General features: G+C 66.0%; 18 protein-coding genes. 12 read left to right on the plus strand and 6 right to left on the minus strand.

What is annotated here, in order from left to right:
- Positions 1–50: 50 nt before the first annotated feature.
- The 3 genes from mrf to rpmF are packed head-to-tail and all read left to right on the plus strand — an operon-like array spanning position 51 to position 1,814.
- A complete protein-coding gene (mrf, locus tag ACLMAL_RS30890; RefSeq protein WP_412002294.1) occupies positions 51–1,361 on the plus strand; it encodes a ribosome hibernation factor-recruiting GTPase MRF in 1,311 nt (436 codons plus the stop codon).
- Positions 1,358–1,639 (plus strand): type B 50S ribosomal protein L31, encoded by a 282-nt coding sequence (locus ACLMAL_RS30895; protein WP_328406334.1) that lies wholly within the window; start codon positions 1,358–1,360, stop codon positions 1,637–1,639. Before mrf ends, ACLMAL_RS30895 begins: the two co-directional genes overlap by 4 nt.
- Before the next feature lies 1 nt (position 1,640).
- Positions 1,641–1,814, plus strand: a complete 174-nt coding sequence (gene rpmF / locus ACLMAL_RS30900) for a 50S ribosomal protein L32 (RefSeq protein ID WP_328406332.1) — start codon at positions 1,641–1,643, stop codon at positions 1,812–1,814.
- 412 nt (positions 1,815–2,226) lie between these two features.
- Here the strand turns inward: rpmF and ACLMAL_RS30905 are convergent, their stop codons facing one another.
- Positions 2,227–3,273, minus strand: coding sequence for a glycoside hydrolase domain-containing protein (locus ACLMAL_RS30905; RefSeq protein ID WP_412002295.1), 1,047 nt, complete (start codon positions 3,271–3,273; stop codon positions 2,227–2,229).
- A gap of 189 nt (positions 3,274–3,462) precedes the next feature.
- Between ACLMAL_RS30905 and ACLMAL_RS30910 the strand changes: the two genes are divergently transcribed.
- On the plus strand, positions 3,463–4,275 hold the full coding sequence (locus tag ACLMAL_RS30910) for a VOC family protein (protein WP_412002296.1): 813 nt from the start codon (positions 3,463–3,465) through the stop codon (positions 4,273–4,275).
- 44 nt (positions 4,276–4,319) lie between these two features.
- On the opposite strand, the gene ACLMAL_RS30915 is transcribed toward ACLMAL_RS30910, so the two are convergent.
- The 5 genes from ACLMAL_RS30915 to ACLMAL_RS30935 are packed head-to-tail and all read right to left on the minus strand — an operon-like array spanning position 4,320 to position 9,310.
- Positions 4,320–5,126 carry an MHYT domain-containing protein gene (locus ACLMAL_RS30915; RefSeq protein ID WP_412002297.1) on the minus strand — a complete coding sequence of 269 codons (807 nt, stop codon included), beginning with the start codon at positions 5,124–5,126 and terminating at the stop codon, positions 4,320–4,322.
- On the minus strand, positions 5,119–5,742 hold the full coding sequence (locus ACLMAL_RS30920; protein WP_328406324.1) for a GTP-binding protein: 624 nt from the start codon (positions 5,740–5,742) through the stop codon (positions 5,119–5,121). The genes ACLMAL_RS30915 and ACLMAL_RS30920 overlap by 8 nt, the downstream gene beginning before the upstream one ends.
- On the minus strand, positions 5,723–6,097 hold the full coding sequence (locus ACLMAL_RS30925) for a DUF742 domain-containing protein (protein ID WP_328406322.1): 375 nt from the start codon (positions 6,095–6,097) through the stop codon (positions 5,723–5,725). Before ACLMAL_RS30925 ends, ACLMAL_RS30920 begins: the two co-directional genes overlap by 20 nt.
- Before the next feature lie 7 nt (positions 6,098–6,104).
- Positions 6,105–6,512, minus strand: a complete 408-nt coding sequence (locus ACLMAL_RS30930; RefSeq protein WP_328406320.1) for a roadblock/LC7 domain-containing protein — start codon at positions 6,510–6,512, stop codon at positions 6,105–6,107.
- The gene (locus ACLMAL_RS30935; RefSeq protein WP_412002298.1) at positions 6,509–9,310 is read right to left on the minus strand and encodes an ATP-binding protein; all 2,802 of its coding nucleotides are present in this window, start codon (positions 9,308–9,310) and stop codon (positions 6,509–6,511) included. The genes ACLMAL_RS30930 and ACLMAL_RS30935 overlap by 4 nt, the downstream gene beginning before the upstream one ends.
- Positions 9,311–9,661: 351 nt before the next feature.
- On the opposite strand from ACLMAL_RS30935, the gene ACLMAL_RS30940 reads away from it, so the two are divergent.
- The 8 genes from ACLMAL_RS30940 (at position 9,662) to ACLMAL_RS30975 (ending at position 17,810) form a co-directional block, all read left to right on the plus strand.
- Positions 9,662–10,348 carry a response regulator transcription factor gene (locus tag ACLMAL_RS30940; RefSeq protein ID WP_412002299.1) on the plus strand — a complete coding sequence of 229 codons (687 nt, stop codon included), beginning with the start codon at positions 9,662–9,664 and terminating at the stop codon, positions 10,346–10,348.
- 11 nt (positions 10,349–10,359) lie between these two features.
- A complete protein-coding gene (locus ACLMAL_RS30945; protein WP_412002300.1) occupies positions 10,360–11,832 on the plus strand; it encodes an ATP-binding protein in 1,473 nt (490 codons plus the stop codon).
- A gap of 102 nt (positions 11,833–11,934) precedes the next feature.
- Positions 11,935–13,371: a S1C family serine protease gene (locus ACLMAL_RS30950; RefSeq protein ID WP_412002301.1), complete on the plus strand. Its 1,437-nt coding sequence runs from the start codon at positions 11,935–11,937 to the stop codon at positions 13,369–13,371.
- A gap of 122 nt (positions 13,372–13,493) precedes the next feature.
- Entirely contained in the window at positions 13,494–13,988 is a 495-nt protein-coding gene (locus ACLMAL_RS30955; protein ID WP_328413430.1) for a molybdenum cofactor biosynthesis protein B, read from the plus strand.
- Between the two features lie 689 nt (positions 13,989–14,677).
- Positions 14,678–15,352 carry an MspA family porin gene (locus ACLMAL_RS30960; protein WP_412002302.1) on the plus strand — a complete coding sequence of 225 codons (675 nt, stop codon included), beginning with the start codon at positions 14,678–14,680 and terminating at the stop codon, positions 15,350–15,352.
- 62 nt (positions 15,353–15,414) lie between these two features.
- Positions 15,415–16,083 carry an MspA family porin gene (locus ACLMAL_RS30965; protein WP_412002303.1) on the plus strand — a complete coding sequence of 223 codons (669 nt, stop codon included), beginning with the start codon at positions 15,415–15,417 and terminating at the stop codon, positions 16,081–16,083.
- A 321-nt stretch (positions 16,084–16,404) separates the two neighbouring features.
- Positions 16,405–17,079 (plus strand): MspA family porin, encoded by a 675-nt coding sequence (locus ACLMAL_RS30970; protein WP_412002304.1) that lies wholly within the window; start codon positions 16,405–16,407, stop codon positions 17,077–17,079.
- A 62-nt stretch (positions 17,080–17,141) separates the two neighbouring features.
- A complete protein-coding gene (locus ACLMAL_RS30975) occupies positions 17,142–17,810 on the plus strand; it encodes an MspA family porin (protein ID WP_328406303.1) in 669 nt (222 codons plus the stop codon).
- The last annotated feature ends 173 nt before the right edge of the window (positions 17,811–17,983 follow it).

The raw sequence follows: 17,983 nt of genomic DNA on the forward strand, positions 1-17,983 counted from the left end.
ATGTACCGTCGGGCTATTGTAAATGAAAATCGTTATCGAAAGGGGTTCCGGTGATCGAGTCCGACCGGAGAACGCCCGTCGTGGTGATCGCCGGATCTTCCGGACGCGCGACGGCGGGTGTGGACCGCGCGGCCGATGCGCTGCGCACGACGCCAGGCACCGTGACCATTCGGCACGACCTGAGTGGATTGCGCGAAGGCATCGTGCATCGGACGGTGTGCGCCGGCGAGCACGAGACCTCGGCGGTGCTCGAACTCGCGCACGGCTGCGTCTCGTGCACCCTGCGCATGGATCTGTTGCCCCTGCTGTGCACGTTGGCCGCGCGCGACTCGGTGTATCGCATTGTGCTCGCGCTCGATCCGGCGTTCGAAGCCGAAGCGGTCTGCCAGGCGATCGAGAATGTCGTCGTCACCGGCATCGTCGGCAGGGTGGATGGGCCTGCCGGTCGCGACGTGCGCCTCGAGGCCGTGGTGACCTGCCTCGAGGCCGAGCGGTGGCTCGCCGATGCGACCGGTGAGGAGACGCTCGCCGAGCGCGGCCTCGCCACCGCGGACGACGAACGAACTGTCGCGCAGCTCGCGGTCGGCCAGGTCGATTTCGCCGATGCCGTTGTGGCGCTCGGTGATTCGGGTGACCCGCTGGAGCGACTGCGGCTCGGCGCGGTGCTGGCCAGGCTGGTGCCCGAAGCCCCCGTCGCCTGGGTGGCCCCCAACGGTCCCGGCTCCGAGGAGATCGAGACCCTGCTCACCCGAATTCCCGTGGACTCCCGGCGCGGCCGGGTCTTCGACGCGCACACGCCGCTCCTGCGCGGACAGCCACCGCTCGGCGCCGATCACGCAGTCACGCTGATGGAGTTCGCCGCGAGCCGCCCCTTCCATCCCGTGCGCCTGCACGAAGCGCTCGACGTGCTGTTCGACGGCGTGGTGACCGCACGTGGCCGCATCTGGCTCGCCACTCAGCCCGACGAGGTGGTGTGGCTGGAGTCGGCGGGCGGCGGCCTGCGCGTCGGTGGTGCGGGACCGTGGCTGGCGGCAATGAGCCCTGCGGAGCTGGAATGCGCCGATCCGACTCGGCGGGCGATGGCTGCACTGCGCTGGGACGACAGGTTCGGCGATCGGGACACCTCGCTGGTGATCCTGGTGCACGACGCCGATCCTGCCGAGATTCGCCAGGCCCTGCACTGGGCCCTTGTCGAGGACGACGAACTACGCCTGCTCGAACGCGCGCCCGAACTGGTCGCGCAGTGGGAAGACCCGTTCGGCGAATGGCACACCGACCCGTGCGAGACCGGTGAACCGACCGGCCTGCCCGTGGAAGGCAGTGCGGGACAGTCGAAAAGCCCGAAAGGAGAAAGCACATGAAGATCGGAATACATCCGGACTATCACCCGGTGGTTTTCGAGGATTCGAGCACCGGCAAGCAGTTCCTGACCAGGTCCACCTCCACTAGTACGCGGACGGTGCAGTGGTCGGACGGCAACACCTACCCGTTGCTCATGGTGGACGTGACGTCCGATTCGCACCCGTTCTGGACCGGAGCGCACCGCGTGATGGACACCCAGGGCCGGGTGGAGAAGTTCGAGCGCAAGTACGGCAGGCGGGCCCGCGCTGCGTCCCAGCCCGGACGAGGGGAGGGCTGACATGGCGGTTCCGAAGCGCAGGATGTCGCGGTCGAATACCCGCAGCCGCCGCGCACAGTGGAAGGCGACACCGCCCGACCTGGTGCCGGTCACCGTCGGAGGTGTTGTGCACAAGGTGCCGCGCCGGTTGTTGCAGGCGGTGCGGCGTGGGCTGATCGACCTCGATCGGATCTGATCGAGGTCCGGTTCGAACGCGGTGCGCTCGAACGACAGTGGGCCGGCCGGGAAACCGGCCGGCCCACTGCTGCATCCGGTGCGGCGAGGGCAATTGATTAGCTACCGATGTGTCCTGCGCCACATGGCTATTCTTTGGCAGCGCGGTTGCGATGCGGTTGCCAATGGTTGAAATACGTACTGAGGGTTGGTTTTTGGTGCCCGTAAAAGTCCTCATGAAGTGATGATTTCGTGTCCCTACGCCGGTACCCTCGTGCGAGAGGGCGGGTTCTCTTGGACCCCCGAGAGAACCCGCTCATCGCCAAACTTCCGGCCGAATCGGCCGACCTCGACCTTCCGAATCCCTTTGTCCCCCTGTGATTCGCGCGTCCCCACCCGATCCAGCAACAGTGGGGCTGTGGGCGACGTTCAGTTCACTGCACGGTTCCGAGCTGTGCCGGCTGGGTGATCTCGGCTCGGTCATCCTGCGCCGATTCGCCATGACCGGGCATACCGGGCAAGTCCGGCAACAAGGACTCCAGTCGAGCCAGCTGCTCCGCGACGAGCGCCGCGGGACCTTCGATCAGGGACAACGGCCACGGCCAATGCCGCCCGTTCAACCGCTCGACCTCATCGACCAAATCGGCTGTCGTGGCCTCCAGTTCACTGATCTCGGTCCGCAATTCGCCGATTTGCGTTCGCAATCCAGTTGATTCGCGCTCCAGGTCCTCGATCCGGTGCAGCGCCGCGGCCAGTCCGTCCACCAGGGTCAGGCTGTTGCCATCGGCGTCGGTGCCCAACTGCGGCCAGCCGGCAAGGCCGGGCCCACGCAGCTGAATCTGGATATCACGCAGCACTGCCTCTTGTTCCGGCGTCACGTCCGGTTCCTCCTGTAGGAAATCCCATTGGCCGAAGTCTTCGGTTTCGGCCTCGTTCACATCGCAGAGCACCCCGCCGACCACCACCTGGCGCAGCGTCTGATGGATACTGCGGCGAGTTTCGACATTGGTCCCCGACCAGGCATCGGTCTGCCACGCCCACGCCGCACTGCCCGCGTCCAGCGCCCTGCTGACCGACCAATACCCGCCGTAGACACCGACATTCGCGGCGCCGAGCACCGTTGCCGCACCATTCAGGTAGGCGTTGATGGCGAGTTGATCCTGCGGCGTCGAATCGAAATCGGCGGAGAAGTAGATCGGCCGGTCCCGGCGGCCACCGCAGCGCAGCACCTGTGCCAGGCCCGCGCGGGCATCCACGATGCCGGCACCGTGGCCGTCGAGCATGCGGGCGGCGGTGGTTTCCCAGTTCGACACGATCGACACCCCGTGCGCCCGCAGATCGTCGGCCTCGGCGGGCGTGAGCAGCTTGCCCGGCAGTGTCGGGCTGCCATCGGACAGGTAGCGCACCACGAAGTCGAACGCTGCCGCGCGGATTGCTGCACCCCCAGGACGTCCCGCGGCGTAGTCCAGACCGAAACGCATATCTCTCACTGTAAGACGGTCGGGCACGGAAATCGGCGGCATTGCCGAACCCGCGAAAACTGTCGGTCCCGGCTGGTTGACTGTGGGTGGTTCGCGTGGTCGCCGAGATGGTGAGTGCACCGCGGAGTTGTGAGAAGGCGATTGCTCGGCCGTTTGTCGATACGAAACTCATCGAAACGGAGATGTCCAATGCCCATACGCAACGAGGCCTGGCAACCTGGTACACCCGCCTGGGTCGACTGTCAGGTCGACGACCCGGCGAAGGCCAGCGAGTTCTACACCCAGTTGTTCGGTTGGGAGATCCAGGACGGCGGCCCGGATACGGGCGGCTATCTGATGGCGGCGAAATCCGGCGCGGCGGTGGCGGGCATCGGGCCCAAGCCCGACGCCATGCCCGGGATGCCATCGGCCTGGACGACCTACTTCGCCGTCGTGAACGCCGACACCAGCGCCGACGCGGTGGTGGCCGCGGGCGGCCGGTTGATGGTGCCGACCTTCGACGTGATGGAGTTCGGCCGGATGTTCGTCGCCGCCGACCCGAGCGGCGCGGCCTTCGCGGTATGGCAAGCCAAGCAGCACAACGGCGCCGCAGTCTACAACGAGCACGGCGCCTACGTCTGGAACGAGCTGCACACCCGCGACCTGCCGGCCGCGAAGGACTTCTATGCCGATGTCTTCGGCTTCAGCTACGCCGATTTCCAACTCGGCGACGCCGAGTATCTGATGTTCACCCCGCCGGGCCGGACCGAAGGGGTCGGCGGGCTGACCGACGACTCGGCTTCGGTGAGCGACTCGATGCCGGACTACTGGCTGGTGTGGTTCCAGTTCGACGACGTCGACGCGGGCATCGCCAAGGCCCTCGAACTGGGCGGCACCGTGTTGCAGCCCGCGTCGGACTCCCCAGTCGGGCGGTCGGCGGTCCTTGCGGCTCCGCAGGGTGAGTCGTTCGGCATCATCGATCCGAGTCGAGCCGCCGGCGAGATGCCTGCCCCGAAGGGCTGAGGCGGGTTCGATCCGCACGCGAACTCGGTCGGGCTCGAGGCGACTCAGCGAGCCGCTTCGAGCCCGACCTGCCGCGTGGTTTCGGCGATCGCTGCGGTGTCGCGCCGATCGGGTGCGACGAGCACGGCGGTGATCGGCACGGTCAGGGCCAGCGACCCGATGACGAACATGGGGAAGACGAAGTCGAACAGCGGAAGTCCGGTCGGCGCCTTCGCCGTCGGATCGATGGTGAGCTCGATCGCGCCGATACCGGCGTAGTACATCCCGGCCACGCCGATGCCGAACAGCACCGTCGTCGCCGCTCGTGCCATCGGGAACTGGAAGGCCTGTACGGACCACAGTGTGGCGGTCGCGGTGATGATGGCGACGGTCAGCGATACCGCGGCCAGCGCCGGTGAAATCTCGACCGAACCCTGAACCTGGATCGAACCGATGCCGAGGTAGAGCGACAGCCCGGTGCCCAGCCCCATGACGACGCCGCCTGCGATCAAGCGCGGCAGGTGCAGGGTGCGCCCGATGATCACCAGCGCGGCGAACACCGCGACGAATGCCACGACCATCGACGTGATGAGGCTGCCCGCGTCGAACCGCACATCGCTGCCCGGCACGTGCACGCCGAGCAGCACCACCGAAGTGGCCAGCCAGATCCCGACGCCGCCGACCGAAACGGCCGCCGAGGCGAGCCATACCAGCCGGAAACGAATCGACCGCGAACCGTGCAGGATGCAGGCTACCCCGACCACCGCGCCGATGACCGAGATCCCCAAGGAGAGCGCGGCGATCCAGTACCCCATCGAGAACTGGTCCACCGCACCGTTGTTCCCGAGCGAGAACAACCGGACCTCATGCATGCGAGGCGGTTCCTTCCAGTTCCGAGGCCTTCAGCTGGGCGATTGCGTATTCGGTCACCGCGGCGAGTGCTTGGCGCACCTCCATGGCGTTGCGGGCGTCGATGTCCACGATCGGCACGCCCTCGCGCACCGAAAGCGCTTCGCGCAATTCGGCGATCGGGAAGCGGGGCGCGTCGGGGAACCGGTTGACCGCGATGAGGAACGGCAGTTTGCGCGCCTCGAAGAAATCGACCGCGGCGAAGCTGTCCTCCAGCCGTCTGGTGTCGATCAGCACCACCGCGCCGATTGCACCACGGATCAGGTCGTCCCACATGAACCAGAAGCGACGCTGGCCCGGGGTTCCGAACAGGTACAACACCAGGTTGCCCGGCAGGATGATCCGCCCGAAATCCATGGCAACCGTGGTTGTTTCCTTCTCCGGGGTATCGGCGAGATCGTCGATACCGTCGGAGAAGCGGGTCACCATCGCCTCGGTGCGCAGCGGAACGATCTCCGATACCGCGCCGACAAAGGTTGTCTTGCCCGCTCCGAAGCCACCCGCTACAACGATTTTCGTCGATGCGACGCGGGAATCGGCATCGTTCGGTGCGAGGTTGTTATAACGCGCGGAGTCCACGCAAAGTCCTCTCCATCAGTGAACGGCGCTCGTCAAAACTCGCCTCTTCGGTCAGTGTCGAATGCATCCGCAGGTGTCCGTCGACGACCAGGTCGCCGACCATGACCCGAACCATTCCGAGTGGACGATCCAGGTGCGCGGCGATCTCGGCAACCGAGAGACGGTGGGTGCCCAGCCTGAGGATCTCCGTACGGAGATCTCCCGATGGCCAGTCGAGATGGGCAGTGTAAGACAGGGTTTCGATGACAGCCTCAAGCGGCAGGTCGACCGCGGGCTCGGTACGCCCAGAGGTCAGCGCATACGGTCTGACGCGTGTGGCCGGTCGGTGTTGTCCGGGGCCGTTGGGGCTGGACATCTCACCCTCAGACAGCGGTGCGGGCGGTGGCGGTGACCACCGTGCCCACTCGATCGACCAGCAGGGCCATCTCGTAGCCGATGCGGCCGATGTCGTGTGCCTTGTTGGCGAGCACGGCCAGGTGCGAGCCGTTGCCGACACTCATCACCAACAAGTAGCCGCGCTGCATCTCGACGATCGACTGCATCACCTTGCCGCCGTCGAAAAGCTGTGCGGCACCGGCCGACAAACTGGCCAGGCCCGCGGTGACCGCGGCCAGTTGTTCGGCCCGGTCACTGGGTAGATGCGGGCTGGTTGCCTGCAGTAGGCCGTCCGCCGAGACCAGCACTGCGTGCGATACCCCGGGGACGTCCCTGGTGAAGCGGGTGACCAGCCAGTTCAGGTTTTCATCGGTGGTGCTGTTCGCGTTGGTCATCCAAGCCCTCCGTCGTTGTACTGGGCATCGGCCCGCCCACTGCGGACCCCACTGAGATGCCTGGTGAGGTTGCTCCGGATTTCCTCCGGATCACGAGCTGCTGCGTCTTCGGCAGGCGCAAGACCACCGGGCACCAACTGCGCTCCTGGGCGCCGGATCGGCAGACCGCCGACGGTGCGGGAGGTGGTCGTCGGCCGGGCGGCGTCCTCGGCGGCCAGCCAGCCTGCGTCCACCGCCGGTGAGGACCAGGTCGCCTCCGACTGCTGTGAGGTCGCGGGCTCGACCAGCCATTCCGAGACCATTCGCTGGTAGATCGGCGTCGGCGATTCGCCTGCCACCGGCTGCAGCCGCGATGAGGTGACCGTTGCGGGTTCCGGTGCGCCTGCGGGCTTTTTGGCGGGCGATGCCGGTCGTGCGCCTGCCGACACCGGTGCGGGCTCCCGGTCGACGACCGGGCTGGGACCGGTCGTTACCGCCGCGTCGGCTTCGGTCCAGGTATCGCCTGCGGTGCCGAGCGGCACCTGCGGTTCGATGTCGGCGACAGGTGTCGAATCCTCGATGGCCTCGAAGGAGCCGGTGTCGAAGATGGGCCAGGCCTGGGTGTCCACATCGACGGAGGACTGTGCCGCCGACTTGTTCGATGCCGAGGCCGGCGGGCCGAACGCCGCGACCCTCGGCAGCTCGAGGCTCGGGGTCTCGATCGGATGTTCGGCGAACATATCGGGCAGCGGTTCGGAGTCGTCGACCGTCGGTGCCCCGATTGCGGGCTGCTCGGCCGTGTCGGCCACCCGAATGGCTGGACGACGTTGCGGTAGCCCGGAACTGGTGAAACGCGGTGGTTCGCGCTGCGGCAGACTTGGCACCGGCACCAGCGTGCGCGGCGGCTGGCTCGGTGTGGCGGGCAGCGCGGGCGCTTCGAGTAGTTGCTGCGTCGGCTCCGGATCCATCGGCGGCGCCACGAGCGCACCGGGTAGATGCACACTCGCGGTGATGCCGGGCTGCTGCGCCATCGTCGAGGTCCGGCGCAGGCTGACGGTGATGGTGTGCCGCTTCGCGAGCCTGCCGACCACGAAAAGGCCCATTCGGCGCGCGGTTTCGACGGTGACCTCACCACCGGAAGCGAGCCGGTCGTTGGTCGTCTGCAGATCGTCGAGGCCCATGCCGAGGCCGCGGTCGGTGATCTCGATCAGGTAGCCGCCGTCCACTGCGCGCGCGACCATCACCGCGACCGGGGTCGTCGGCGGCGAATAGCGCAGCGCGTTGTCGATCAGCTCGGCGAGCAAGTGCTCGATGTCGACCGCGGGCTCGCCCGCGACAATGCCGTCGGGCACCGCGCCGATCTCGACCCGCTGGTAGTCCTCGACCTGAGAAACCGCGCTCCACAGCATGTCCGACAGCGGCACCGGGTGCAGCTGACCGCGCCGCAGTGCCGTGCCCGCGAGCACGAGCAGGTTGTCGCCGTTGCGGCGCATGCGGGTCGCGAGGTGATCGAGGCGGAACAGGCTCTGTAGCCGTTCGCCGTCGTCCTCGTCGTGTTCCAGATCCTCGATCAGTGCCAGCTGCTGCTCGACGAGCGACTGGCTGCGCCGGGAAAGAGTTTCGAACATGTTCCCGATTTGCAGTCGCAGTCGGGCCTGCTCGGCTGCCAGATTCAGCGCTTGCTCGTGGATTTCGTCGACCGCGCGGGCCAGCTGCCCGACCTCGTCGGTGGTGTGCACGGCGACCGGCGTGATCTCCGGTGTCGCGCCGCCACTGCGCACTACCGCGAGTTCCTCCGGCAGCTTGACGTGCGCGACCTCGAGTGCGTCGCGCCGTAGCCTGCGGACCGGGACGACCAGGGTGCGCGCGACGGCGAGCGCGAGCGCGAGACCGGCGAGCAGCATGCCGATCACGATGGTGGTTTCCCGTAGCGCGCCGGTTTGGGCCTCGGTGGTCCGGTTGGCGAGCGCCTTGTCGATGGTGTCGGTCAGCTGGGCGGTGGTCTTCTCATAGAGGTCGGCGCTGGTTTGCAGTGAGTCGAGCACTGTGGGATTGGAGGTCGGATCGCCCGCGTTCTGGCTGAAGGCCGCGAGCCGGATGGAGACCGCGTCCAGCATCTGGCGCATGTTGGTGGAGTTGTCGGGAAGGATGACGCCATAGGTGTTGATCATGGTCATCTCGGCGCCCGCGGAGGTGAGTACTCGGGGGCGCACGGCCGGATTGTGGCCTGCCTCGGGTGAGCCGACCAGCATGCGCTGCTGGGTGAGCACGCGCCGCGAGGTCTGGATCGCGCCGATCTGCAGGAAGTACCGCTGGATGATGAGGTCTTCGACCGAGGGCGACATCGCGAAGGCGTTGCCGATGCGCACCGCGATTTCGTCGGCCTGCTCGCCGACCATCGCGGGTGATCCGTTGCGCAGGCTGTTGCGCATGGTGGTGCCGGTGGCGACGGCGGAGGCGAGTTCGGCGCTGACCCGGTTGCTGACTTTGGAGGTGCGCATCGCGGCCTCGAGGTCGGCGAGCGCCTGGTCGAATTTCGTCAGCGCCGCGTCGGTCGCGGGATCGGCGATGTTGCCCCACGAGGAGGTCGCTGCGATCGCGAGTTGTTCGGTGGCCGTGCCGAACTTGCCGATCGGGCGGATGATGATGACTTGCTCGGTCGCCGCGTCCAACTGCGACATGGTGCGCAGCTCGTTGTTGATACGGAGTACGGCGAACACGGTGGCCAGCAGCACCGGAAGCACCAGAACGATGCCGACCTTGCGAGTGACAGACCAGTTGGACAAGCTGAATTGCCAGGACCGCGGTGCAGCTTCCATCCGCTTCCGTTGCCTCCGCTTCACGAGTGGCCCCCGGATGGCGCGTGGCTGTTCGGTTTTGATTCAACCCGCTGAGAACCAACTAGAGGTCTTCTTTTTACCGCAGGGAACATACCGCGCAGAGTGAGCCACGGCAATCTGGGGCTCTCAGTCTGATATTCCGCGGAATATGGCTATACAGAACATGATTCAAGACTCAATTGGTTCCCAGGCGCGGGAAGTTCTGTAGAAGGTCACGAAAGGTGCTGGTCCATCGACCAGTGTTGCTCATGGGCCGCCTACGAGCCTGACGCGGCGTGTCGGAAGCTGCCCTCTCAGTCGGCTCTCAGTCGGTGCGGTCAAACTGGTGGCATGCGCATTCTGGTAGTCGACGACGATCGCGCCGTCCGTGAATCACTGCGCCGGTCGCTGACCTTCAACGGCTACTCCGTCGACCTCGCGGTAGACGGTGTCGATGCGTTGGAGAAAGCAGCCGCGCAGCGACCCGATGCACTTGTGCTCGATGTGATGATGCCGCGGATGGATGGGCTCGAAGTTTGCCGACGCTTGCGCAGTACTGGAGATGATCTGCCGATTCTGGTTTTGACGGCGCGGGATTCGGTATCGGAGCGGGTTGCTGGACTCGATGCCGGTGCCGACGATTATTTGCCGAAGCCATTCGCGCTGGAGGAATTGCTTGCCCGGCTGCGGGCGCTGTTGCGTCGGCGGACCACCGATGCCGGCGAGATGTCGGAGACGATGACGTTCGCTGACCTGTCGCTGGATCCGGTGACGCGCGAAGTATCGCGCGGCGAACGCGCGATCAGCCTGACCCGCACCGAATTCTCACTGCTGGAAATGCTGATGGCTAATCCGCGCCGGGTGCTGACTCGCAGTCGCATCCTCGAGGAGGTCTGGGGCTACGACTTCCCGACCTCGGGCAACGCGTTGGAGGTGTACATCGGATACCTGCGCCGCAAGACCGAGGCCGAGGGCGAGTCGCGGCTGATCCACACAGTGCGCGGCGTCGGCTACGTCCTGCGCGAAACACCTCCGTAGGCCGCCGGATCATGGCCCGCTCAATTCCCAAGCGACCCGCCGTCGCCGCGCTCGGTCCGCTGGACTCCGCGGAGATGCGCCCGCCCATGCCGTTGACCAGATCGGTCTCGCTGCGCTGGCGAGTGACGCTGCTGGCGGCCTCGGTGGTGGCCATCGCGGTCGCGGTGACCTCGATCGCGGCCTACGCGATGGTGGCGCGCGCGCTGTACGCCGATGTCGACGCGCAGCTGAAAGCCCGCGCCGCCACGATGATCAACAACAATTTCGAGAGCCTCGGTTTCCAATCGATCGTGCTGGCTGGGCTGTATTCCAACGATGTAGGCGTCGCGCTGGTCTTCCCCGACCACAAGCCCTACATGCCACCACAGCAGACGATTCCGCCGGTCGGCAGTCAGGAGTTCGCCGTCGCGGACGGCGTACTCGCCTCGTCGCTGCGCACCGTGAGCAATCAGCGAGTGCTTGCCATGCCGACGCATTCCGGTGCGACGCTGATCATTTCGCAGCGGCTGCAGCCGACCCGCGAGGTGCTCGACCGGCTGGCGTGGCTGCTGTTCGTGGTCGGCGGTTGTGGCGTCGTGCTCGCGGCGGCGGCTGGCACCGCGGTCGGCCGTACCGGCCTGCGCCCGATCGCACGGTTGACCGCGGCGACCGAACGCGTGGCCCGCACCGACGACCTGACGCCGATTCCCGTCACCGGTGACGACGAACTCGCCCGGCTGACCGAGAGTTTCAACACCATGCTGCGGGCCCTCGCCGAGTCGCGCGACCGGCAGCGCAGGCTCGTCGCCGATGCCGGGCACGAATTGCGCACCCCCCTCACCTCGCTGCGCACCAATATGGAACTGCTGATCGCCTCCAGCCGTCCTGGCGCACCCGCGCTTCCTGAGGAGGACATGGCCGGGCTGCGTACGGATGTGATGGGGCAGATCGAGGAGCTGTCCACCTTGGTCGGCGACCTGGTCGATCTCGCACGGGAGGACGCACCCGAAACCGTCTACGACCGCATCGATCTCGGCGAAGTGGCCGAGCGCGCGCTGGAACGGGCCAGACGGCGGCGTGGCTCGATCGAGTTCGTTGCCGAGCTGAAACCGTGGTTCATGTACGGCCACGAGGCGGGGCTGGAGCGGGCGATCCTCAACGTCCTCGACAATGCCGCCAAATGGAGTCCGGCCGGGGCTCAGGTGAATGTCACCATGCGCGAGGCCGGACGTGGGCTGCTCGAGCTAGCCGTCGACGACGCAGGTCCCGGCATTCCGGCCGATGAGCGCGAACTGGTCTTCGAGCGGTTCTATCGAACAACGGTCTCGCGCTCGATGCCGGGCTCGGGCCTCGGTCTCGCCATTGTCAAGCAGGTGGTCACCAAGCACGGTGGCACGATCACCATCGATACCTCGCCGCGCGGTGGCGCGCTGATCCGTATCGTGTTACCTGGTGAAGGTGGTGCGCCCGGTGCGGGTGCTGCCACCGAGGAACGCGATCAGTAGCCGATGGATCGGAAGATCTCGGCCAACTGATAGCGGGGTCTCAGTCCGCTCTAAGCCGTCGCCGCCAAGCTGGTCGGCAGACGTGAGGAGAAACGAGAAACCATGAGCGAGGATGCCAAGGACCAGCAGGGGGAGCCGGCAGCTGCCGGCGCCGCCACCGGCTCTCATTCGACTGAGCAGATCCCGGCCTCGGGACAGCCGGGTTCGCCGTATGCGCGGCCGCCCTGGTCCAGCCCGCAGCCGCAGTACTATCCGTCCGCGCCGCATCAGACGGCTCCCCATCAGACCGCAGCGCATCAGACCCAGCCTTTCCCCGGGTATGAATCCGGTCAGGAGTACAACGCGTCCTCGTTCGATCCGCCGATCCCGCCCGGCGGGATGCCCGGCGCGGCCTTCGGGGCGCAACCGAATCCGGGACCGGCGCGGCCGCCGATCCGGACCGGGCTCGTCGCAGGTGCGGTGGCGCTCGCTCTGCTCAGCGGTGGTGTCGGCGGTGCGGTCGGCGCGCTCGTCACTCGGTCGGACACCGGGCACACCGCCGTGACCAACGCCCTCGATGCCCCGAAGCCCAATGTCAACAACGTGGTCAACACCCCGGCGGGCTCCACCCAGGCGGTGGCGCAGAAGGTGCTGCCGAGCGTGGTGATGATCAAGGTGGCGAGCAACAGGGCCGAGGGGGAGGGCTCCGGCGTGGTGCTGTCCTCCGACGGCCTGATCCTCACCAACAATCACGTGGCTGCCGGTGGCGGCGCCAACGCCAAGATGGAAGTGGTCTTCTCCGACGGAAGCACCGCGCCCGCATCCCTGGTCGGTGCGGATCCGGTGTCGGATCTGGCGGTCATCAAGGTCAACGGCAAGAGCGGTCTCACCCCGATCGAGCTGGGGGCCTCCTCGAACCTTCAGGTCGGTCAGCCGGTCATCGCCATCGGGTCGCCGCTCGGCCTGGCGGGCACGGTCACCACGGGCATCGTCTCCGCGTTGAACCGGCCGGTGTCGACCAACGGCGAGGGCACCCCCGATCCCTCGGTCAATCCCGTGATCGACGCGATTCAGACCGACGCGGCGATCAACCCGGGCAACTCCGGCGGTGCGCTCGTCGACACCAGCGGAAAGCTGATCGGCATCAATACCGCGATCGCGAGCCTCGGCGCGGGCGAGCAGCCCGGCCAGCAGAGCGGTTCGATCGGCCTCGGCTTCGCCATTCCGGTCGATCAGGCCCGCCGGGTCGCCGACGAACTCGTCAAGACCGGCCACGCGACCTATGCGCAGCTCGGCATCAAGCTGCGGCCGCAGGACACCGCGGCACGCGTACTGGAGGCAACTCCGGACGGCCCGGCCGCCAAGGCGGGCATTCCCCCGGGCGCGGTCGTGACCAAGCTCGACGACCGACCCATCGATTCGGGCAACGCGCTCATCGCCGCGGTCCGCTCACATCAGCCAGGAGACAAGGTGAAGGTGACCTACACCGACGAACAGGGAAACAACGCCAAGACCGTCGAGGTAACCCTCTCCGGCGCGCCGGCGAGCGGTGGCCGGTGATGCGCGTGCTGCCCGGCGGCTGGACGCCCCGACTCGCCGTCGACGCCGAGCTGCTCGCGATGGACGCAGAGCTTGTGGGCGTGGGCGCCCGGCTTCTGGATGCGGACGCTACGGTGAGCACCATGGAAATCGATACTCCGGTGGCTGGGCGCGCACTTGTGGTGGTCGTCGACGATCGAACGGCGCATGGAGGTGTGGATTCGCTCGGTCCACTGGTTACCGAGCTGCTGACCGAGGCGGGTTTCCTCGTCGACGCTTCGGTGACGGTTCAGGCCGATGAGGTGGAGATCCGCAATGCGCTGAACACTGCGGTGATCGGCGGCGTCGACCTGGTCATCTCGGTCGGCGGCACCGGAATGTCCCCGCGCGATGTCACGCCGGAGGCCACCTCACAGGTGCTGGACCGGGAACTGCCCGGCATCAGCGAGGCGCTGCGCTCCTCCGGCCGGGTGGCGGGCTCGCTCGACGCGGGTCTGTCGCGTGGTCTCGCCGGTGTCTCGGGCAGCACCCTGGTGGTGAACCTGCCCGGTACGCGGTCGGCGATCCGCGACGGCATGGCCACCCTCGGTCCGCTTGCCAGCCGAGTGATCGGTGAGCTGTCCGGATTGGCCGAATAATTCCGGCGCCGGATTCTTCCGAGGACCCTCGCCCGGCCGTGCGCCGGGCGAGGGACTCCGCGCGTCTGAACAAAATCTTCGGTGACGCGCTGCCGGACACCACGCGCGACGAACGCGACCAGGATTCCGAGGTGGGTTCGCCCTCCGATGACTGGCTTCGCGAACAGGTGCCGCCACACCACGGCTGAGGCCCATCTACTGCCCAGCTACGTATAACGGTCGGTTATCGGCGTTGTCCACCTGTGATTGCTTCCGGCTGAATGTATTTTGGCGATTACTTACGGTCTTGGCCCGTATTTGACGGGCGGCCTCTCTGCGCCTACAGCCCCTATTTGTGCTCAAAACGAGACACTTTCCAGCTATTTATGCACGTCAAGCTACATGTGCATGTCAGCTTTCGTGATCTACATCACATTCATATTAACGATTCCTTACGTTGCTTCGCCGTTACCGAACGTTTAGTGTTCGCCGGGAGCCACCCACATGCTGGACCTTGCGGGCCTGGTTCGGCGCGTACGCGCCGAACTGGCGGAACCTGGGCTCGGTTCCTGGCCGGCTGGAGCTTTGCGCCGAAATAACAGCCGGTTACAAGTCGGCAACAAATGAAGCACAAACTGAGCTGGGCCTGAGAGGACCACCGTCCAGCCTCGATGGTCGAGGCTGACTGTTCGAACCTGATGAGGGGAAGTATGAGCGAGAACCGCACCATCGGTCTGCGCCGCGGTGTCCGCGTCGCGGGCGTCGGCGCTGCCGCGGCCGTGGCCATGGGCCTGTTTTCCACCGGTGCTGCCAACGCCGATACCTTCGTGCCGTTGCCGGACGGCCAGAAGATCGGTACAGGCGTCACCATCAACCGCACGGGCGAGCGCGCCCTGATTTCGCCGTCGCTGAGCGCCAATGGCGCCGGCCGCGTTGTCTGGGTTTCCGGCAACGCCATTGCCGACGTGGCTGTCACTCCGGAAGGAACGGTCGGCCCCTACAACGGCGCGACCAACGCCCCGGGCACCAACAACTCCTCGACCCACGGCGCCTCGGCGCTCACCACCGGCTACATCGTCGGTTGCCAGGTCAGCATCGCCAGCGACGCGATCTCCGCCGGTGTCTCCGGCGGCGTCAGCCTCGACGGTGGCAGCCTCGGCGGTTCGATCGGCCTCAACCTGGGCCCCGGTGAAGTCAAGTTCGTTTCGATCGACTCGAAGGACATCCTGAAGCCGGGCGTCTACTCGGTCGAGTACCAGGATGCGGAAATCGAGATCCAGGGCTGCGCGGGCTACGCCCAGGCGCGTTCCTACACCGTCGTCGAGATCGTCGGCGACCACTACTCGAAGACCACCCTCTATGGGCAGCCGTTCAGCATCGGCTGACATCGGTCGAATCACACGAACATTCTTCTCGCGGAAGCGAACTCAACCCCTGAGGGAAAAACATGATCAACCGTAAGAACGTGGCGCGGGTGGCCGGTGTCGGTGCTGCTGCCACCATCGCCATGGGCCTGTTCTCCACCGGCGCGGCGAATGCCGATACCTTCGTGCCGCTGCCGGGTGGCGAAATCTCCAAGACACTGTCCGATGGCACCGTCGTGACGGTCCGCCTGGTCGGTGAGTCTGCCAACATCAACCCGTCCATGGGCTCCACCCCGGTGCACCGCAATGCGTGGGTCTCCGGTAGCGCTCAGGTCGAGGTGTCCGGCGATGGCAGCGGGTCTATCTTCCCGGGCTACACCGTCGGCTGCCAGGTGAACATCGCGGGCGGCGGCGCCTCCGCTGGTGTCGAAGGCACGGCCGACTGGAGCGGCGACACCGTCAAGGGCGGCGTCGGTGCCAACAGTGGCGGCAACCTGACCCTCGGCCCCGGCCAGTCGCAGTCGTTCTACATTCTCGACCTGGAACAGGCCGACGACTTCGGCAGCGAGGTGCACAAGAAGCGCAACAAGTTCAAGGGCGGCAGCGGCTCGGTCACCTGGGCCGACTCGACCATCGGCCTGACCGGCTGTGGTGGCTACGCCCAGGCGCGCGCGTTCGTCAGCGTCGAGGTCGAGACCGACAATGTCATCACCTGGGTGACGTTGTGGGGCAAGCCTTTCAGCCTCGGCTGAGTCTTCGCGGGTAGCTGACCCGCTGCACACGAAACGGGCCCGTTGCATTCGCAACGGGCCCGTTTCGTGTGCAGACCCTTTGGTGCCCAACATGATCGCCGATCGTATCGGGCAACGGACCGGTGCGGCGTCACTTGGGCGAATTTCCTGAGAGAAATGACGGAAACAAATAACATTGGAACCCCAAGATCGTTCATCAACGAGATGGTCGGCAGTTCCCATGGTGGACAGTCCAATCCGCCACGCTCGGCTGACCTGAAAGGGAGTTTTTCGGCCTCGGCAAACCCCGAGACCGACCGCTAGAACCTGATGAGGGGAAGTATGAGTAACAACCACCCCGCCCTGTTGCGACGCGGTGTCCGTATAGCGGGCGCCGCCGCCACCGCAACTGTGGCTATGGGACTCTTGTCGAGCGGCGCTGCCAACGCCGATACTTTTGTGCCGTTGCCGGACGGCCAGAAGTTCGGTCCAGGCGTGACTATCAGGCACACTGCCGAGCGCGCGCTCATTTCACCATCGTTGGCCGCCAACGGCGCTGGTCGCGTCGTCTGGGTATCGGGCAACGCCATCGCCGATATCTCGGTGACCCCGGAGGGGGAGGTTGGCCCCACCAATGGCGCAACCAACGCTCCGGGCACCAATAACTCCTCGACACATGGTGTTTCGGCACTCACCACCGGATACATCGTCGGCTGCCAGGTCAGCATCGCCGACAACGCGATTTCCGCGGGTCTCTCGGGCGGCGTCAGCCTCGACGGTGGCAGTCTGGGCGGTTCGATCGGCCTCAATCTCGGCCCCGGTGATGTCAAGTTCGTTTCGATCGATTCGAAGGACGTTCTCAAACCAGGCGTCTATTCAGTCGAGTATCAGGATGCCGAAATCGAGATCCAGGGCTGTGCGGGTTATGCGCAAGCGCGTTCCTACACAGTCGTGGAGATCATCGGTGACCACTACTCGAAGACCACCCTCTATGGTGCGCCGTTCAGCATCGGCTGACGTCTGTCGAATCCAACGAAAACTCTTCTCGCTGAAGCGAACTCAAACCTCGAGGGAAACCAATGATCAACCGTAAAAACATGGCCAAGGTGGCGGGTGTCGGTGCCGCGACAACCATCGCCCTCGGTCTGTTGTCCACCGGAGCGGCGCACGCCGATACCTTCGTTCCGTTGCCGGGAGGTGAGATCTCCAAGACGCTGTCCGACGGCACCGTCGTGACGATCCGCCTGGTCGGCGAATCTGCCAACATCAACCCGTCCATGGGATCTACGCCGCTGCATCGCAATGCGTGGGTCTCCGGTAGCGCCCAGGTCGAGGTGTCCGATGATGCCGGCGGCAAGATCTTCCCGGGCTACACCGTCGGCTGTCAGGTGAACATCGCGGGCGGCGGCGTCAGCGGTGGTGTCGAAGGCACGGCCGACTGGAGCGGAGACACCGTCAAGGGCGGCGTCGGTGCCAACAGTGGCGGCAACCTGACCCTCGGCCCCGGCCAGTCGCAGTCGTTCTACGTCCTGGACCAGGAAGTGGCCGACGACTTCGGCAACGAGTCGCACAAGAAGCGCAATCGCTTCAAGGGCGGCAGCGGCTCGGTCACCTGGGCCGACGAGACCATCGGCCTGAACGGCTGTGCCGGTTACGCGCAGGCGCGGTCGTTCATCAGCGTCGAGGTCGAGACCGACAGTGTCGTCACCTGGTTGACGTTGTGGGGCAAGCCGTTCAGCCTCGGCTGAACATGGGAGTCACCAACTCCGCACACACGAACGGGCCCGTCGCCACGGTGAATTCAAGGGGTCGTCGCAACACTGCCTGCTTTTAGCGGGTAAGTAGATCACGCAGACGCTCGGCTGGGGTTTCCCAGTCGAGCGTTTTGCGTGGACGATCGTTGAGTTGGTGAGCGACGTGT

Source organism: Nocardia sp. CWNU-33 (genome assembly GCF_046764895.1).
Classification (GTDB): Bacteria; Actinomycetota; Actinomycetes; order Mycobacteriales; family Mycobacteriaceae; genus Nocardia.

Excerpts from the sequence above, each read along its gene's own strand:
- ACLMAL_RS30895 (WP_328406334.1), top strand. The coding sequence starts at position 1,358 with ATGAAGATCGGAATACATCCGGACTATCACCCGGTGGTTTTCGAGGAT.
- rpmF (WP_328406332.1), top strand. The coding sequence starts at position 1,641 with ATGGCGGTTCCGAAGCGCAGGATGTCGCGGTCGAATACCCGCAGCCGC.
- ACLMAL_RS30905 (WP_412002295.1), bottom strand. The coding sequence starts at position 3,273 with ATGCGTTTCGGTCTGGACTACGCCGCGGGACGTCCTGGGGGTGCAGCA.
- ACLMAL_RS30910 (WP_412002296.1), top strand. The coding sequence starts at position 3,463 with ATGCCCATACGCAACGAGGCCTGGCAACCTGGTACACCCGCCTGGGTC.
- ACLMAL_RS30915 (WP_412002297.1), bottom strand. The coding sequence starts at position 5,126 with ATGCATGAGGTCCGGTTGTTCTCGCTCGGGAACAACGGTGCGGTGGAC.
- ACLMAL_RS30925 (WP_328406322.1), bottom strand. The coding sequence starts at position 6,097 with ATGTCCAGCCCCAACGGCCCCGGACAACACCGACCGGCCACACGCGTC.
- ACLMAL_RS30930 (WP_328406320.1), bottom strand. The coding sequence starts at position 6,512 with ATGACCAACGCGAACAGCACCACCGATGAAAACCTGAACTGGCTGGTC.
- ACLMAL_RS30935 (WP_412002298.1), bottom strand. The coding sequence starts at position 9,310 with ATGGAAGCTGCACCGCGGTCCTGGCAATTCAGCTTGTCCAACTGGTCT.
- ACLMAL_RS30940 (WP_412002299.1), top strand. The coding sequence starts at position 9,662 with ATGCGCATTCTGGTAGTCGACGACGATCGCGCCGTCCGTGAATCACTG.
- ACLMAL_RS30945 (WP_412002300.1), top strand. The coding sequence starts at position 10,360 with ATGGCCCGCTCAATTCCCAAGCGACCCGCCGTCGCCGCGCTCGGTCCG.
- ACLMAL_RS30950 (WP_412002301.1), top strand. The coding sequence starts at position 11,935 with ATGAGCGAGGATGCCAAGGACCAGCAGGGGGAGCCGGCAGCTGCCGGC.
- ACLMAL_RS30955 (WP_328413430.1), top strand. The coding sequence starts at position 13,494 with ATGGAAATCGATACTCCGGTGGCTGGGCGCGCACTTGTGGTGGTCGTC.
- ACLMAL_RS30960 (WP_412002302.1), top strand. The coding sequence starts at position 14,678 with ATGAGCGAGAACCGCACCATCGGTCTGCGCCGCGGTGTCCGCGTCGCG.
- ACLMAL_RS30965 (WP_412002303.1), top strand. The coding sequence starts at position 15,415 with ATGATCAACCGTAAGAACGTGGCGCGGGTGGCCGGTGTCGGTGCTGCT.
- ACLMAL_RS30970 (WP_412002304.1), top strand. The coding sequence starts at position 16,405 with ATGAGTAACAACCACCCCGCCCTGTTGCGACGCGGTGTCCGTATAGCG.
- ACLMAL_RS30975 (WP_328406303.1), top strand. The coding sequence starts at position 17,142 with ATGATCAACCGTAAAAACATGGCCAAGGTGGCGGGTGTCGGTGCCGCG.